Below are 14,998 nucleotides of genomic sequence, written 5' to 3'. Positions count from 1 at the left end.
GATGAGCAGCGTCGCACGCACAGGGCTGGCCCGGACGGCGCGCAGCGCGGTGCCGAAACCGCCCTCGCTGCGCGGCCTGTTCCGCGCGCTGGCCTCGCTGGCCGTGCTGGTGCTGCTCTGGGCCGGGCTGTCGGCGCTTCTCGCCGATCCGCTGCGCGCGCCCGGGCCGCAGCAGGTGCTGCCGGCGCTCTGGCAGGGGATCGTCTCGGGGGCGATCCTGCCCGATCTGGCCGCCACGTTGCGCCGCGTCGGGCTGAGCTTTGTGCTCGCCATGGCGGCGGGGACGGCGACGGGAATCGTCCTTGGCCTGATGCCGCGGCTCGACCGCTGGCTCGATCCGTGGCTCACCGTCTTCAACACCATCCCGGCGCTGGTCACCATCGTGCTGTGCTACCTCTGGATCGGGCTGAACGAGAGCGCGGCGATCGCCGCGGTGGCGCTGAACAAGGTGCCGCTCGTCACGCTGATGCTGCGCGAGGGGGTGCGGGTGCTCGACCCGGACCTGGCCGCGATGGCACAGGTCTACCGGATGGGGTGGCTTGCACGGCTGCGCCACATCGTCCTGCCGCAGCTGGTGCCGCATCTGGTGTCGGCGGCGCGCGCGGGGCTGGCGCTGATCTGGAAGATCGTGCTGGTGGTCGAGTTCCTGGGACGCTCGGACGGCATCGGATTCCGCCTTCACCTCGACTTCCAGATGTTTGATATCACAGGGGTTCTGGCGAATGCTCTGGCCTTCGTCGCGGTCATGCTGGCGCTCGAGGCGCTGCTGATCGCGCCGCTCGCGGCGCGCGCCGCAAGATGGAGGACGCAATGATCGCCCTCGATCTGACCGCGAAAAGTTTCGGCGCGACCCAGGTGCTCGGCCCGATGCGGCTGCGCGTCGAACCGGGCGAGGTGCTGGGCATCTCGGGCCCCTCGGGCGCCGGCAAAAGCACGCTGCTGCGCATCCTCGCGGGCATCGACCGCCGCTTCGAGGGGGGGCTCGAGGCGCCGGGCCGCCGCGCCATGGTGTTCCAGAGCCCGACGCTGATGCCCTGGCGACGGGTGATCGACAATGTCACGATCCCGACCGGCGCCACGACAGCCGAGGCCGCCGAGATGCTCGCCCGCGTCGGCCTTGCGGGGCTGGAGCGGCGCTGGCCCGGGCAGCTCTCGCTCGGTCAGGCGCGGCGGGTGGGGATTGCGCGCGCCTTCGTCGGACGACCGGAGCTCCTGATCCTCGACGAGCCCTTCGCCTCGCTCGATGCCGAGCGGGTCGAGGATCTGCTTGCCCTCACCGCCGCGCTGATCGCCGAGACCCGGCCGGCGGTGGTTTTGGCGTCGCATGCCGAGCACGAACTTGCGTCGCTTGCCACCCGCCGCGCGCGGCTGGACGGCCGGCCGGCGCGGCTGATCGAGGATCAGCGCGAGCGGGTGCGGGCAGGCTCGTAACCCAGGAGCGCCAGCCCGAAGAAGAGGGCGAAGGCCAGCACCGTCCAGCCAAGCGCGGGAAGGTTCAGCTGACCGTAGAGCGCAAAGCGCACAAGCTCGACCGCATGGGTGAAAGGGTTGATTTCACAAAGGGTTGCAAGGAGAGGTGAACTCTCCTGCATCTTCCACAGCGGGTAGAGCGCGGTTGACAGGAAGAACATCGGGAAGATCACGAAATTCATCACCCCCGCGAAGTTTTCAAGCTGGCGGATACGGGCGGACAGGAACAGCCCGAGCGCGCCCAGCATGATCCCAGCCAGCGCCAGCGCGGGCAGCGCGGCAAGGTATCCAACGGCGCTGAACTTCAGCCCGTAGCCCCATGCGATCCCGAGGAAAACCGCCACCTGCAGCAGCCCGACCATGGCCCCGGCCAGCAATTTCGCGCCAAGCAGGAACCAGCGCGGCCAGGGCGCCGTCAGCATCAGCCGCATCGTGCCGCTTTCGCGATCGTTCACCAGCGAGAGCGAGCTCTGCATCCCGGAAAACAGTAAGATCATCCCGCAAAGCCCTGGAACAATGTAGGTTTCATAGCTGATATAGGTCTTGTAGGGCGGGATGATCGACAGACCGAGTGCCGCCCGGAACCCCGCGGCGAAGACGAAAAGCCAGACCAGCGGCCGCACCAGCGCGGCGAAGAAACGCTCGCGCTGCGTGACGAAGCGGGCAAGCTCGCGGGTGATGATGGCGCGGGCGGCGATCAGGGCCTTCATGCGGCGGCTCCGGTCCGGGCGAGGAACCACTCGGCCAGGGACGTCGCGCCGGTGACGGCATCGACCCGGCCGGCAGCGGCAACGCGGCCCTGATGCAAGAGCACGAGGTCATCGTCCGGGTGCAGCTCGTCCACCAGATGCGTCGCCCAGAGCACCGAGATCCCCTCGGCGGTCAGCGCATGGACATGGGCGGTGATCGCGGCGCGGGCCGGAGCGTCGAGGCCCACGGTCGGCTCGTCAAGCAGCAGGAGCCGCGGCGCATGGATCAGCGCGCGGGCGATCTCCATCCGCCGCCGATGCCCGCCGTTCAGTGCCGCGACCTTCTCGCCGGCGCGCTCCTCCATCCCCAGCCGGGCCAGCGAGGCGGCAATCCGTTCCCGCGCCACCGCTCCGGAAAGCCCCTGCAAGGCCGCGAAATACTTAAGATTTGCGAAGACGGAGCGGTCGAGGTCATAGGTCGGCGCCTGATAGACCACACCGATCCGGGCCAGCGCCGCGCGCGGGCTGCGGCCAAGGTCGTGGCCGCCCACGCTGACGACGCCGGGGGCCGGGCGGATCAGCCCGGTCAGCACCGCCATCAGCGTCGACTTGCCCGCGCCGTTGGGGCCGAGGAGCGCGCAGAACCGCCCCTCGGGCACGGTGAAGGACACGTCGCGCAGCGCCGGCTTGCGGCCCCAGTCGTGGCTCAGCCCGGCGACGCGCAACGCTTCAGTCAATGGTGATCTCCAGCCGCTGCTCGGCGCCGGTGGAGCCGGGAATGGCCAGGCTGTAACGCCCAGGCTTCACCGCGACGAAGCCGATCTCCATCGTGCCGGCGCGGTCGAACTCGATTGAATGCAGGCCCATCGGGCGGATCTCCAGCCCCTTGATGACGACCTCGTCGACCCAGATCGCGCGGAAGAAGTCGGCACCGGAAAGGCCAATCTCGCCAGAGCCATCAGCGGTGATCTTCACCTCGTAATAGTGGCCCGACTTGAGCGCCCACGGGCCGCCGAGCGGTTCGCCCACGGAGAGGATCACCTCGGGCAGGTCGGACTTGTTCGGGCCAGCGAGCAGGCCCGCCGGCGGCGCGGCATCATCGTCCTCGTCCTCGGCAAGCGCGGGATGGGCAATCGCAAGGCTCAGGCAGCACATCAGGAAAGCAATGGAACGCATTGAAATACCTTTCTTCGTCAGGGAGTCGGGCGCGCGGCGGCGCCCCAGGGGAAGCGGCCGACCTTGATCGTCGCCACGGGCTCGAGGCTTGCCACGTCGATCACCGTCACGTCGCCCGAAACGCCGTTGGTGGTGAAGAGCCTGGTCTGGTCGGGCGAGAACGCCATGTGCCAGACGCGGCGGCCGACGAGGATGTAGCGCTCGACCTCGAGCGTCTTCGCATCGACCACGGCGATGTGGTTCGCCGGGCCCAGCGCGACGAAGACCTTCGTCGCATCGGGCGAGAAGAGCATCCCCACCGGCTGGATCTTCTCGGCCCGCACCCCCTTGATCGCGAAGGAGATCTTGCCTTTCTCGACCTGCGTCGCGGCGTCGAACACCGCAACCGTGCCGCCGATTTCCGAACTCACCCAAAGCTCGGATCCGTCGGGGCTGAACTCGGCGTGGCGGGGGCGGCTGTCCACGAGGGAATTCGCGATGATCTTGTGGGTTTGCGTGTCGATCCAATGGGCCATGTTGGTGGTTTCCGAGGTCGTCACCTGAACCTTGCCATCGGGCGAGATGCCCATGCCCTCGGGCTCGACGCCAACGTCGATCTGCGCCACCACCTTGCGGGTCTGGGTGTCGACCACCGTCGTCACCGCGTCATTCTCGTTCGCGATGTAGAGAAGCCGGTCATCGGGGGCGAGGACGAACTGCTCGGGGTCGTCGCCCGAGGGCAGGTCGTGCAGGACCTTGCCGGTGTCGGGGTCGATCACCTGCACCGCGTTGCTGTCCGACGCGCAGACGTAGAGATACTTGAAATCCTTGGAAAAGGTGATGCCACGGGGGCGTTCGCCGATGGGATAGGTCGCCTTCACCGAAAGCGTGTCGACGTCGATCACGCTCAGCGTGTCGTCCATCTCGTTCGTCACCCAGATCTCGTCAGCGAGGGCCGGCGAGGCGAGCAGGGTGGTCAGCAACAGGGTCCGGATCATTTCGCGCCTCCGAAGGCAGTGCATTGGGTTTCGGGCCGGTCGGGGCCGAGGGTGTCGAGCTCGTTCGTGGCGTGCAGGAAGCCCTCGAACGGCGCCTGCGCCACCACGGCGCGCTCTGTGACGATCGGGATCGGCTGGCGAAGCTGGCCATCCCAGTCGCGAAAGCCGAGCGGGCGGCCGAGAAAGCCGCCGATGCGGGCCTTGTCGGAAAGGAGGTAGCCGCGCAGCGCGGCGGCATCGGTGGCCTTCGTGCGCGTCGCGGCCTCGCCGATTGCGGCAATGGCGACCCAGGCGGCATAGTCGTCGGCACTCATCTCGCGCCCGGCCAGGTCGCGAAAGCGGTTTTGCAACTGCGCGGCGCCGTTCTGTTCGACCACGCCGGCCCAGCCGACGGGCTTTGCCCCCTCGGAGCCCGCCAGCGGGCGCGGCAGCCAGGTGTTATAGGCGACATAGCGGGCGAAATCGCCGGGCTCGTCCGCCACCAGCAGCAGGTCGTGCTCGGGCAGGTCCTGGGTGAAAAGCGGCACCTCGGCGGCGGCGGCGCGACGCATGTTGGCGTCGAAATCCCAGGTCTTCTCGGCGGCGAGCGACAGGCCGAATTTCGTCAAAGATGCCCGCAGCGCCGCGGCATAGGCGCGGTCCTCGGGCAGCGTGCCCTCGATCATCGCCAGATGCGTCCAGCGCTTCGTCACGATGAACTGCGCCAGCGCATCGGTGCGCATCGCATAGGAGGGCAGGGTGTGCAGCACATTCGCCCGGCAATCGCTGCCGCGCAGCGTCTCATCCGGCGCCTCGGTGTTGAAGATCAGCGCGTCCCGCGCCTCGGGCAGATCGGCCAGCGCCAGCAGATCGGTCGCGGGCGCGCGCACGACGAGAACCCGCGCACCGTCGGCCAGCGCCGCCCTGGCCGCGGGCAGGAAGTCCGCCTCGGGCGGCACCACGGTCTCGACCAGGCGATACTCCTGCCCGGTGAATTTGCCGGTCGTGGCGATATCGGCCAGCGACAGCCGCGCACCATCAAGGCCAAGCGTCGCGGGCTCGGCCTGCATGTTCGACAGCACCGGCGGCGGCACGACCTGCCGCTCGAGCCAGTCGATCCGCAGCATCTCTGCCTGTGCCCCGGTCGCGCCCGCAAGCCCGCCGGCCAGCACTCCTGCCAGCATCCGTTTCATGACGTCCTCCCTCGGGCCAAGGTGGGCGGGCGGGTCGCGCCCCCGCAATACGACCAATGTCTAGGTCGGGCGCGGACCCGCGCGCGCTAGGCTGGAGGCGGGAGGACTCGCGATGAAGACATGGATGCTTGCAGCGATCACCTCGGCGCTGGCGCTGCCGGGCTTCGCAGAGGAGCCCGGGGGCGATCTGAACCCCGAGGAGCTGACGATCGAGCGGGTGCTGCGCGACGTCGGCCGCGGCGAGACCTCGATGACGAATTGCGCGACGGGCTATTTCATCACCAAGTCGGGCCGCCATGTCGAGGCGCGCGGCCTGTTCGAGCGCTGCGCCGCGGATGGCTGGACCGGGGCGATGACCTGGATGAGCCAGCTTGACGACAACGGGCTTGGCGGGCCGCTCGATCCGCAGGCGGCGGCCGAATGGGACCGGCAGGCGGCCGAGGCGGGCGACCCGGTCGGCGCCTTCAACTTCGGGCTCGACCTGATGCGCGGGCGCGGTGTGGCGCGCGACGAGGCGCGGGGCAGGGCGATGGTCGACCGCGCCGCCGAGGCGGGGCTGCCGGTGGCGCGCCGGCTGCAGGGCGCGGACTATGACCTCGACGAGGTGACCCCCGATGCGGACAACTGGAAATATGCGCCGCTGTCGTGAGAACCGCGACCAAAGTCGCATGACGGGTTTGACCTGCATCAAGCCCGGAGGTGGCTTCCCCGACCTAACCTTCCCCCAGCTCAGACACAGGAGAAAGCGCATGTTCCCCAAAGCCTTCGGCGCCGCAGCGGCGCTGTGCCTCGCGGCCCTTGGCGGCGCCGCCACGGCGGCCGACACCACCGACGCGGTGAAGATCGCCGCCGGCAAGGCCTATTTCGACAGCACCTGCCATCGCTGCCACTCGGTCGATGCCGACAAGAAGAGCTATGGCCCGCTGCTTGACGGTGTGGTCGGCCGCCGCGCCGGCACCTTCCCGGGCTATCCCTATTCCGAGGCGCTGCAGAAGGCGGGCTTCGTCTGGACGCCGGGTGCCCTGCGGGCCTGGATGGAGGCGAACGACAAGTTCGTGCCGGGGACAAAGATGCGCCATGTCGGCATCGAGGATCCGACGGTGCAGGACTTCATCGTCACCTATCTCGCAAGCCTCAAGAAATAAGGGATATTTCCGGGCCTCAGGGGCGTGCGCGGACCCTCCGCGCGCGCCCCCTTTTGCATCTGCCGCCCCCCGTCCGGGGGTCGTAAGACCAATGGACAATATACCTCTCGCGCCGCTCACCGATACTTGAACCCGAGTCCGCTCCCGGTGCGCAGTGCCCGGCCGGCGGGCAGGGAGTGATCGGGAGATCGGGAGGACGACTGCGATGAACCGTTTTGTTCTGGCCACGGTGCTGGCCATCACCTGTCTCGGCACGGCGGCCATGGCCGGCGTGACCGAGGAGGACCTGCTGAAGGATCAGGAAAGCACCGAGAACGTGCTGACCAACGGGATGGGGCGCAACCTGCAGCGCTACAGCCCGCTCGAGATCCTGAACAAGGACAACGTCAAGAACCTGGTGCCGGCCTGGGCCTTCAGCCTTGGTGGCGAGAAGCAGCGCGGCCAGGAAAGCCAGCCGCTCGTCTACGACGGGATGATGTACATCACCGGCTCGTATTCGCGCATGTATGCGATCGACCTGAAGACCGGCAAGGAAGTCTGGCAATATGACGCCCGCCTGCCCGAGGGCATCCTGCCCTGCTGCGACGTCATCAACCGCGGCGCGGCGATCTTCGGCGACAACATCTATTTCGGCACGCTTGACGCGCGCATCCTCGCGCTCGACCTGAAGACCGGCAAGGTCAAGTGGAACAAGAAGATCGCCGATTACAAGGAGGGCTACTCCTACACCGCGGCGCCGCTGATCGTGAACGGGCTCGTCGTCACCGGCAACTCGGGCGGCGAATTCGGCATCGTCGGCGAAGTGCAGGCGCGTGACGCCGAGACCGGCGAGCTGGTCTGGACCCGGCCGATGATCGAAGGCCACATGGGCACCTACATGGGCAAGGAAAGCACCATGACGGGCACGCTCAACGCGACCTGGCCGGGCGACATGTGGAAGACCGGCGGCGGCGCGACCTGGCTGGGCGGCTCCTATGACGCCGACACCGACACGCTGATCTTCGGGGCCGGCAACCCGGCGCCCTGGAACAGCCACCTGCGCAACGCCGGCACGCCGGTCGAGGGCAACAAGGGCGACAACCTCTATGCCGCAAGCCGCGTCGGCATCGACCCGAAGACCGGCGAGATCAAGTGGCACTTCCAGACCACGCCGCGCGAGGGCTGGGACTTCGACGGCGTGAACGAGGTCGTGGGCTTCGTCGACAAGGACGGCAACAAGCGCTATGCCACCGCCGACCGCAACGGCTTCTTCTATGTTCTGAACCGCGAGGACGGCAAGTTCGTCTCGGCCCATCCCTTCGTCAAGGAGATCAACTGGGCCAAGGGCATCGATGAGAACGGCCGGCCGATCTACAACGAGGAAAACCGCCCCGGCGCCCCCGATGCCGCCGCCGAAGGCGGCAAGGGCCAGCAGGTCTTCGCCGTGCCCTCGTTCCTCGGTGGCAAGAACTGGATGCCGATGGCCTACAACCAGAAGACCGGCCTCTTCTACGTGCCCTCGAACGAATGGGGCATGGACATCTGGAACGAGCCGATCAGCTACAAGAAGGGCGCGGCCTATCTGGGTGCGGGCTTCACCATCAAGCCGCTGTTCGAGGATTACATCGGCTCGCTGAAGGCGATGGACCCGAACACCGGCGAGGTGAAGTGGGAATACAAGAACAGTGCCCCGCTCTGGGGTGGCGTGATGTCGACCGCGGGTGGTCTGGTGTTCACCGGCAACCCCGAGGGCGAGTTCATCGCCTTCGACGCCGACACCGGCGAGAAGCTATGGTCGTTCCAGACCGGCTCGGGCATCGTCGGCCAGCCGATCACCTGGGAACAGGATGGCGAGCAATATGTCTCGGTCATGTCGGGCTGGGGTGGCGCGGTGCCGCTCTGGGGCGGCGAGGTCGCGAAGAAGGTGAACTACCTGAACCAGGGCGGCATGGTCTGGACCTTCAAGCTGCCGAAGCAGCTCGCCTCGGCGAACTGATCGTCACGAGTGGCCTTGGTTGGGGGGCGCGGGGGAAACCTCGCGCCCTTTCCGGTGCCGGGCGCTCCGACCAAAGGACAGTATGGCGCGCGGGCGGGGCTTGCTAGGGTGAAGACAAGCCCGCAAGATCGGGAAAGAAGACCACAGGATCGCAAGATGACCCATTCCGCGCCGGCCCAACATCGTGGCGATTTCCGCTCGGCCCTGATCGTCGACGACCATCCGCTGTTCTGCGATGCGCTCGGCATGACGCTGCAGGCGGTGGCGGGGATCGAGGAGATCGCCCAGGCCGACCGGCTGTCGGTGGCGCTCGAGCGGATCGAGGGGCAGGGGCTGCGCCCCGATGTCATCGTGCTCGACCTCAACCTGCCCGACGTGAACGGGCTCGAGGGGCTGATGAGCCTGCGCGCGGCGGCGCCCGATCTGCCGATCGTCGTCGTCTCCTCGGTCGACGAGCCGCGGGTGATCCGCTCGGCGATCCTCGCGGGCGCGGCGGGCTTCGTGCCCAAGCATTCGAAGCGCGAGCTCTTCCGCGCGGCCTTTGCCGCGATCGCGCGGGGCGAGACTTTCGTCCCCGAAAGCACCGGCGAGACACTCGCCGAGGGCAACGGGATGACGCCGCAGGACGAGGCGATCCGCCGGCTCAGTGCGCTCACCCGGCAGCAGGCGAACATCCTCGAGCAGATCTGCGCCGGCAAGATGAACAAGCAGATCGCCTATGACCTCTCGATCGCCGAGACCACGGTCAAGGCCCATGTCACCGCGATCATGCGCAAGCTCGGCGTCTACAGCCGCACCCAGGCGGTGCTGCTGGCACGCGAGGCACAGACGACGGGGGCATTGCCCGGAAGCTGGCAGTCGCGCTAGGCTGGCCCGGGGAGGAGCCCATGCCTGAACAACCGAACGCCCGTGCAGGTGCGCCGGGGCCATTGCCGTGCCCGGTGTCCGCCTCGGCCCCCGCCGGGGCCGAGAACCTGGTCGCGCGGCTGGCCTTTGACCTTGGCCCCGGCCCCTTCGCGCAGGTCTTCCTGTTCGCCAGCCCCGCCGCCGATCTGGGCCAGCTCTGCGCCGAGGCCGAGGCGACCTTTCCGCGCGCCCTTGTCTGCGGTTGCACCACGGCGGGCGAGCTGACCGGGGCGGGCTATGACGAGGGGCAGGTGGTGGCCTTCGCGCTGCCGCAGGCGGGCTTCGAGGTCGAGATGCTGCTGATCGAGAACCTCGACCGGCTCGACCCGAAGGCGCTGATCGGCGAGGTGCTGCGCGCCCGTCAGGGGCTGGGCCGGCGCGCGGGCGCGGCGATCCACGAATTCGCGGTGCTGCTGGTCGACGGGCTCTCGGGCGAGGAGGACCGGCTGGTTGCCCAGCTGTCGGGCGCGCTTGGCGCGGTGCCGATCGTCGGCGGTTCGGCGGGCGATGGCGGTGCCTTCCGCCGCACCGAGATCTGCGCGCGGGGCAGGGTGCTTGGCAATGCCGCGGTGCTCAGCCTGGTGCGCTCGTCCTGCGCGGTGCAGCCGTTCTCGCTCGATCACCTGCAGCCCACCGGGCGGCGGATGGTGGTGACCGGCGCCGATCCGGCGCGCCGCGTCGTCACCCGGATCAACGACGAGCCCGCGGCGCAGGAATATGCGCGCCTGCTGGGCCTAGCGCCCGAACAGCTGTCGCCCTTCGTCTTCGCCTCGCACCCGGTGCTGGTACGCGCGGGCGGGCGCCACCATGTGCGCGCGATCCAGTCGGTCGGGCCCGACGGCGCGCTGATCTTCTTTGCCGCGATCGCCGAGGGGCTGGTGCTGACGCTGGCCGAACCCACCGACATCGCCGAGCACCTCGAGCGCGAGCTGGCGGCCCTCGCGCGCGACGGCGCGCCCTCGGCGATCCTCGGCTTCGACTGCATCTTCCGCCGGATCGAGGCGACGGCGCGGCAGCGGGTGCGGGCGGTCTCGGAAACGCTCGCGCGGCACCATGTCACCGGCTTCTCGACCTATGGCGAACAGATCGGCGCGATGCATGTGAACCAGACGATGACCGGCCTTGCCTTCTTCCCGCCCGGAGAGCGGCGATGAGCGGGCAGGGGATGGACGCCGATCTGGCGCTCTCGCTGGTCGATCCGGCCGACAGTCTGGCGCGGCAGAACGAAAAGCTGCTGACCATCGCCGGCGCGCTGATCCGCCATGCCGAGGAGATGACCGAGGACCGCGGCGCCGGCTTTGCCCAGTTCCAGCGCGCCGCGATGCTGGAGGAACAGGTGCGCGAGCGCACCCGCGACCTCGAACGCGCGCTGGACCTGCTGAACGCCTCGAACGCGCGGCTCGCCGATGCCAATCGCGAGACCGAGACGACGCGGCAGAACCTCGCCGCCGCGGTCGAGACGCTGCACGAGGGCTTTGCGCTCTTCGACAGCAACGAAATCCTCGTCATGTGCAACACGCGCTTCAATGCGCTCTTGCCCGATATCCGCGACCAGCTGGTGCCGGGGCTGCATTTCTCGGACTATCTGCGCACCGCCGCCAGCTCGCGCCACCTGGGCATGGCCGACGGCATGACGCCGGAGACCTGGATCGAGATGCGCCAGCTGCGCCACGAGCAGCACCATTTCATCCTGACCCAGAGAATGGGCGAGGACCGCTGGGTGCAGGTCTCGGAACACCGCACCCAGGACGGCGGCACGGTGATCTTGCAGACCGAAGTGACCGACCTGATCCGCGCCGAGCGGCGCGAGCGGGGGCGGATGCTCGACGATCAGGCGGCGGTCTTGCGCGCCACGCTCGAACACCTGAACCTCGGCGTGTGCATCTTCGACGCGCGGCTGCATCTGCTGGGCTGGAACGGGAAGATGGCCGATTTCCTGACGCTGCCGCGCAACCGGCTGCGCGCGGGGATGCATTTCGACACGCTGCTCGAACAGGTGCGCAACCAGTTCATCTTCCCGAACGGGCTCAGCGCCTATCGGCTGGCCGACTGGGTGCGCCGCGCGCGCCGGCGCGACCATTTCCAGATGGAGGTGCGCCACGAGGGCGGGCAGATCTACGAGATCTTCGCGCAGGAGCTGCCCGACGGCGGCTTCGTGATCTCGCTCGCCGATGTCACCGCGGAACGGTCCGCACTCGCCGCGCTCGAGCGCGCGAACGAGACGCTCGAGGCCCGGGTGGCCGAGCGCACGCTCGAACTCGAGGATGCGCTCGAACGGGCAGAGCGGGCGAATGCCTCGCGCTCGCGCTTCGTCGCGGCCGCCAGCCACGACCTGTTGCAGCCGCTCTCGGCGGCCAAGCTCTATCTGACCTCGCTTGGCGATGACGCGATCAGCCCGACGGCGCGCGGCACGCTGGAAAAGGCGCAGAACGCGCTTCTGTCGGTCGAGGGCATCCTTGGCGCGCTTCTCGACATCTCGCGCCTGGAATCGGGCCGGGTCGCGGTCGACATGGCACCGGTGGCACTCGGCCCGATGTTTCGCGCGCTCGCCGACGAATTCACCCCGATCGCCGCGCTGAAGGGGATCGAGCTGGTGATCCGGCCGACCGAGGCCGTGGTGATCTCCGACCGGGCCTATCTGCGGCGGATCCTGCAGAACCTGATCTCGAACGCGATCCGCTACACCGAGCGCGGCCGCGTCGCGGTGCTGACGCGCCGGCGCGGCACGATGCTGCGCGTCGAGGTGCGCGACAGCGGCACGGGCATCGCCGAGGAGGATCAGGAGCTGATCTTCCGCGAGTTCCACCGGCTGAACGCCCATGCCTCGGCCTCCGAGGGGATGGGGCTTGGCCTGGCGATCGTCGAGCGCGCCGCGGCGGTGCTGGGCCATCCGCTCGGCCTGCGCTCGGCACCGGGCTGCGGCTCGACCTTCAGCGTCGGGCTGCAACCGGTGGCGGGCCCGGTGCCGCGGCCCGAGGGGGCGGCGGTGTCCGTCGAGGCGCGCGACATGGAGACGCGCGATCTGCTCGTGCTGCTGGTCGAGAACGACGCGGCGCTCGCCGGCGCGATGGTGCAGCTCCTGGAGAAATGGGGGGTGACGGTGCTGGATGTGGCGAGCGGTGAAGAGGCGCTCGACCTGATCGATGCGACCGGGGTCGAGCCGGACATCTGCCTGATCGACTTCCAGCTTGGCGACGGGATCGACGGGCTCGACTGCCTGAGCGGTCTGCGGGCCCGGCTGGGCGACGTGCCGGCGCGGATCGTCACCGCCGACCGCAGCGAGGCGCTGCAACGCCGGGCAACGGCGATGGGGGCGCAGATCATGGCGAAACCGATCCCGCCGTCGGAACTGTCGGCGGTTCTGTTCGGGCGCCAAAGACGCGGCTGAGCCTGTCGCAGGGGCCGTTTTTGTGGCGCGTCCAATTAGCCAATAATCGGTATTATGTAAATTCATAACGCCATCCGGGCCAGTTTTGGCCGGTCCCCGGCAGATCTGCCCGCGAAACGATGCCAAGGCCGTGTTTTCAATTCCTTGGCGATTGAATCTTTCCCGCGCCGGGTGCAATCAGGAGCCGATCGCGACCTATCGCGCAAGGAGGATTCCATGTCACTCGATCTCGACGGTCTGGCGCTGGCGCCCGAGCTCGCCGATGTGATGCAGCGGCTCAGCATCGTCGGTGCCCGGCTGCAACGCCTGATCGCCCGCAACGGCATCGAACAGGACCTGTCGGCCGCCCGCGGCACCAATGCCGGCGGCGATGGCCAGAAGGCGCTCGACGTGATGGCCGACGCCGCCTACATGGAGGCGCTCAAGGGCTCGGCCGTGGCGTTCTACGCCTCGGAGGAAGAAGACGAGATCCTGACCCTCGGCCCGGGCACGCTGGCGCTCGCCGTCGACCCGCTCGACGGTTCGTCGAACATCGACGTCAACGTCTCGATCGGCACGATCTTCTCGATCTTCCCGGCGGCCGCGACGCCCGAGGCCAGCTTCCTGCGCCCGGCGCGCGAGCAGATCGCCGGCGGCTACATGATCTTCGGGCCGCAATGCGCGCTGGTCGCGACCTTCGGCGACGGCGTGCACCACTGGATCCTCGATCCCGACACCGGCCGCTTCGAGCGTCAGCCGGATTTCGCGCCGATCCCCAAGGATACCTCGGAATTCGCCATCAACGCCTCGAACAAGCGGCACTGGCCGGAGCCGATCCGCGCCTATGTCGACGACCTGATCGCCGGCGAGGAAGGCCCGCGCGGGCGCAATTTCAACATGCGCTGGATCGCCTCGCTGGTCGCGGAAACCCACCGCATCCTGCGCCGCGGCGGCGTGTTCCTCTATCCGGGCGACAGCCGCAAGGGCTATGAGCGCGGCCGGCTGCGCCATATCTACGAATGCGCGCCGATCGCCTTCGTGATCGAACAGGCCGGCGGCAAGGCCACCGACGGCGTGCATCCGATCCTCGACCAGTCGCCCGACCGGCTGCATGCGCGCACGCCCTTCATCTTCGGCACCGCGCCCAAAGTGAAGCGCATCGCGCATTATTACGACTCGCCCGAGGCCGCCGCGGTGATGCCCGACGAGCACCTGATGCCCTGAGACTTGCGCCGCGGGGCCTTCCCGTGGCAAAAGCCCCGCAAGACCCTGAGCGCCGCCCGTGGACACCTCCTGGGGCGGCGCTTCAGCTTTACCCTTGAACGCCTTGGCCAGACGGGAAAAACCGTCCGCGCCCCCTGCCCCGAGGATGCCATGACCAGCTTTGACCGCTCCATCAAGATCGCGCCGTCGATTCTTTCCGCCGATTTCGCCAACTTCGGACAGGAGATCCGCGCGATCGAGGCGCAGGGTGCCGACTGGGTCCATGTCGACGTGATGGACGGGCATTTCGTGCCGAACCTGACCTTCGGCCCGCCGCTGGTGAAGGCGATCCGGCCGCATATCAAGACGGTGATGGACGTGCACCTGATGATCTCCCCGGTCGATCCCTATATCGACGCCTTCGCCGAGGCCGGCGCCGATGTGATCTCGGCCCATCTCGAGGCCGGCCCGCATATCCACCGCACGCTGCAGGCGATCCGCGGCGCGGGCTGCAAGGCCGGTCTCGCGATCAACCCGGGCAGCGGGCTCGATGACGTCGAGTATCTGCTCGACATGATCGACCTTGTCTGCGTGATGACGGTGAACCCGGGCTTTGGCGGGCAGAAGTTCATCCACAGCCAGATCGACAAGGTGAAGACGCTGCGCGCGATGATCGGCGACCGCCCGATCCATATCGAGATCGACGGCGGCATCACTCCGGAAACGGCGCCGCTGATGGCCGCCGCGGGCGCCGATGTGCTGGTCGCCGGCTCGGCGGTGTTCAAGGGCGGCTCGGTCGAGAACCCGGCCCCCTATGGCGCGAACATCCGCGCGATCCGCGCCGCGGCAGAAGCCGCCCGTTGAGAGAAAACAAGTCTCTTCAAGGACCTGCGGCACATGTCTGATGTGCCGCAGGTT

At 68.3% G+C, this 14,998-nt stretch carries 15 protein-coding genes; 10 read left to right on the top strand and 5 right to left on the bottom strand.

Annotated elements, in window-relative coordinates; genetic code table 11:
* The first annotated feature begins 1 nt into the window (after nucleotide 1).
* Both AC0QTQ_RS09445 and AC0QTQ_RS09440 read left to right on the top strand, forming a co-directional pair.
* The gene (locus AC0QTQ_RS09445; RefSeq protein ID WP_480256364.1) at nucleotides 2-814 is read left to right on the top strand and encodes an ABC transporter permease; all 813 of its coding nucleotides are present in this window, start codon (nucleotides 2-4) and stop codon (nucleotides 812-814) included.
* Nucleotides 811-1,431, top strand: coding sequence for an ATP-binding cassette domain-containing protein (locus tag AC0QTQ_RS09440; protein ID WP_480256363.1), 621 nt, complete (start codon nucleotides 811-813; stop codon nucleotides 1,429-1,431). The genes AC0QTQ_RS09445 and AC0QTQ_RS09440 overlap by 4 nt, the downstream gene beginning before the upstream one ends.
* Here AC0QTQ_RS09440 and AC0QTQ_RS09435 read toward each other — a convergent pair.
* Genes AC0QTQ_RS09435 through AC0QTQ_RS09415 form a run of 5 tightly spaced genes read right to left on the bottom strand, consistent with a single transcriptional unit; the run spans nucleotide 1,401 to nucleotide 5,484 of the window.
* Entirely contained in the window at nucleotides 1,401-2,180 is a 780-nt protein-coding gene (locus AC0QTQ_RS09435) for an ABC transporter permease (RefSeq protein ID WP_480256362.1), read from the bottom strand. The genes AC0QTQ_RS09440 and AC0QTQ_RS09435 overlap by 31 nt on opposite strands.
* A complete protein-coding gene (locus tag AC0QTQ_RS09430) occupies nucleotides 2,177-2,896 on the bottom strand; it encodes an ABC transporter ATP-binding protein (protein WP_480256361.1) in 720 nt (239 codons plus the stop codon). The genes AC0QTQ_RS09435 and AC0QTQ_RS09430 overlap by 4 nt, the downstream gene beginning before the upstream one ends.
* Nucleotides 2,889-3,335 (bottom strand): cupredoxin domain-containing protein, encoded by a 447-nt coding sequence (locus AC0QTQ_RS09425; protein ID WP_480256360.1) that lies wholly within the window; start codon nucleotides 3,333-3,335, stop codon nucleotides 2,889-2,891. Before AC0QTQ_RS09425 ends, AC0QTQ_RS09430 begins: the two co-directional genes overlap by 8 nt.
* Before the next feature lie 17 nt (nucleotides 3,336-3,352).
* Complete coding sequence (locus tag AC0QTQ_RS09420) at nucleotides 3,353-4,312, bottom strand: YVTN family beta-propeller repeat protein (RefSeq protein ID WP_480256359.1); 960 nt, start codon at nucleotides 4,310-4,312, stop codon at nucleotides 3,353-3,355.
* Nucleotides 4,309-5,484, bottom strand: a complete 1,176-nt coding sequence (locus AC0QTQ_RS09415) for an ABC transporter substrate-binding protein (RefSeq protein WP_480256358.1) — start codon at nucleotides 5,482-5,484, stop codon at nucleotides 4,309-4,311. The genes AC0QTQ_RS09420 and AC0QTQ_RS09415 overlap by 4 nt, the downstream gene beginning before the upstream one ends.
* Nucleotides 5,485-5,596: 112 nt before the next feature.
* Here AC0QTQ_RS09415 and AC0QTQ_RS09410 point away from each other — a divergent pair, with 112 nt between their 5' ends.
* The 8 genes from AC0QTQ_RS09410 to rpe all read left to right on the top strand — a co-directional run bounded on the left by AC0QTQ_RS09410 (nucleotide 5,597) and on the right by rpe (nucleotide 14,944).
* Nucleotides 5,597-6,133 carry a tetratricopeptide repeat protein gene (locus AC0QTQ_RS09410; protein ID WP_121532250.1) on the top strand — a complete coding sequence of 179 codons (537 nt, stop codon included), beginning with the start codon at nucleotides 5,597-5,599 and terminating at the stop codon, nucleotides 6,131-6,133.
* A 100-nt stretch (nucleotides 6,134-6,233) separates the two neighbouring features.
* Complete coding sequence (locus AC0QTQ_RS09405; RefSeq protein ID WP_121532248.1) at nucleotides 6,234-6,629, top strand: c-type cytochrome; 396 nt, start codon at nucleotides 6,234-6,236, stop codon at nucleotides 6,627-6,629.
* A 205-nt stretch (nucleotides 6,630-6,834) separates the two neighbouring features.
* Complete coding sequence (locus AC0QTQ_RS09400) at nucleotides 6,835-8,604, top strand: PQQ-dependent methanol/ethanol family dehydrogenase (RefSeq protein ID WP_480256357.1); 1,770 nt, start codon at nucleotides 6,835-6,837, stop codon at nucleotides 8,602-8,604.
* Nucleotides 8,605-8,760: 156 nt separating this feature from the next.
* Nucleotides 8,761-9,471 (top strand): response regulator, encoded by a 711-nt coding sequence (locus AC0QTQ_RS09395; RefSeq protein ID WP_480256356.1) that lies wholly within the window; start codon nucleotides 8,761-8,763, stop codon nucleotides 9,469-9,471.
* A gap of 20 nt (nucleotides 9,472-9,491) precedes the next feature.
* Nucleotides 9,492-10,664, top strand: a complete 1,173-nt coding sequence (locus AC0QTQ_RS09390; protein WP_480256355.1) for an FIST N-terminal domain-containing protein — start codon at nucleotides 9,492-9,494, stop codon at nucleotides 10,662-10,664.
* Nucleotides 10,661-12,898, top strand: coding sequence for a hybrid sensor histidine kinase/response regulator (locus AC0QTQ_RS09385; RefSeq protein WP_480256354.1), 2,238 nt, complete (start codon nucleotides 10,661-10,663; stop codon nucleotides 12,896-12,898). Before AC0QTQ_RS09390 ends, AC0QTQ_RS09385 begins: the two co-directional genes overlap by 4 nt.
* 216 nt (nucleotides 12,899-13,114) lie before the next feature.
* Nucleotides 13,115-14,101: a class 1 fructose-bisphosphatase gene (locus tag AC0QTQ_RS09380; protein ID WP_480256353.1), complete on the top strand. Its 987-nt coding sequence runs from the start codon at nucleotides 13,115-13,117 to the stop codon at nucleotides 14,099-14,101.
* Between the two features lie 150 nt (nucleotides 14,102-14,251).
* A complete protein-coding gene (gene rpe, locus AC0QTQ_RS09375) occupies nucleotides 14,252-14,944 on the top strand; it encodes a ribulose-phosphate 3-epimerase (RefSeq protein ID WP_121532239.1) in 693 nt (230 codons plus the stop codon).
* Nucleotides 14,945-14,998: the final 54 nt, after the last annotated feature.

The sequence above is a fragment of the Paenirhodobacter sp. YD-8 genome (assembly GCF_056590935.1).
The sequence above is the reverse complement of the archived record's forward strand: the minus strand, read 5'-3'. Positions and strand labels throughout refer to the sequence as shown.

What these genes read in the sequence shown, in the direction of transcription:
- AC0QTQ_RS09445 (WP_480256364.1), top strand. Translation starts at nt 2, where the DNA reads ATGAGCAGCGTCGCACGCACAGGGCTGGCCCGGACGGCGCGCAGCGCG.
- AC0QTQ_RS09440 (WP_480256363.1), top strand. Translation starts at nt 811, where the DNA reads ATGATCGCCCTCGATCTGACCGCGAAAAGTTTCGGCGCGACCCAGGTG.
- AC0QTQ_RS09435 (WP_480256362.1), bottom strand. Translation starts at nt 2,180, where the DNA reads ATGAAGGCCCTGATCGCCGCCCGCGCCATCATCACCCGCGAGCTTGCC.
- AC0QTQ_RS09425 (WP_480256360.1), bottom strand. Translation starts at nt 3,335, where the DNA reads ATGCGTTCCATTGCTTTCCTGATGTGCTGCCTGAGCCTTGCGATTGCC.
- AC0QTQ_RS09420 (WP_480256359.1), bottom strand. Translation starts at nt 4,312, where the DNA reads ATGATCCGGACCCTGTTGCTGACCACCCTGCTCGCCTCGCCGGCCCTC.
- AC0QTQ_RS09415 (WP_480256358.1), bottom strand. Translation starts at nt 5,484, where the DNA reads ATGAAACGGATGCTGGCAGGAGTGCTGGCCGGCGGGCTTGCGGGCGCG.
- AC0QTQ_RS09410 (WP_121532250.1), top strand. Translation starts at nt 5,597, where the DNA reads ATGAAGACATGGATGCTTGCAGCGATCACCTCGGCGCTGGCGCTGCCG.
- AC0QTQ_RS09405 (WP_121532248.1), top strand. Translation starts at nt 6,234, where the DNA reads ATGTTCCCCAAAGCCTTCGGCGCCGCAGCGGCGCTGTGCCTCGCGGCC.
- AC0QTQ_RS09400 (WP_480256357.1), top strand. Translation starts at nt 6,835, where the DNA reads ATGAACCGTTTTGTTCTGGCCACGGTGCTGGCCATCACCTGTCTCGGC.
- AC0QTQ_RS09395 (WP_480256356.1), top strand. Translation starts at nt 8,761, where the DNA reads ATGACCCATTCCGCGCCGGCCCAACATCGTGGCGATTTCCGCTCGGCC.
- AC0QTQ_RS09390 (WP_480256355.1), top strand. Translation starts at nt 9,492, where the DNA reads ATGCCTGAACAACCGAACGCCCGTGCAGGTGCGCCGGGGCCATTGCCG.
- AC0QTQ_RS09385 (WP_480256354.1), top strand. Translation starts at nt 10,661, where the DNA reads ATGAGCGGGCAGGGGATGGACGCCGATCTGGCGCTCTCGCTGGTCGAT.
- AC0QTQ_RS09380 (WP_480256353.1), top strand. Translation starts at nt 13,115, where the DNA reads ATGTCACTCGATCTCGACGGTCTGGCGCTGGCGCCCGAGCTCGCCGAT.
- rpe (WP_121532239.1), top strand. Translation starts at nt 14,252, where the DNA reads ATGACCAGCTTTGACCGCTCCATCAAGATCGCGCCGTCGATTCTTTCC.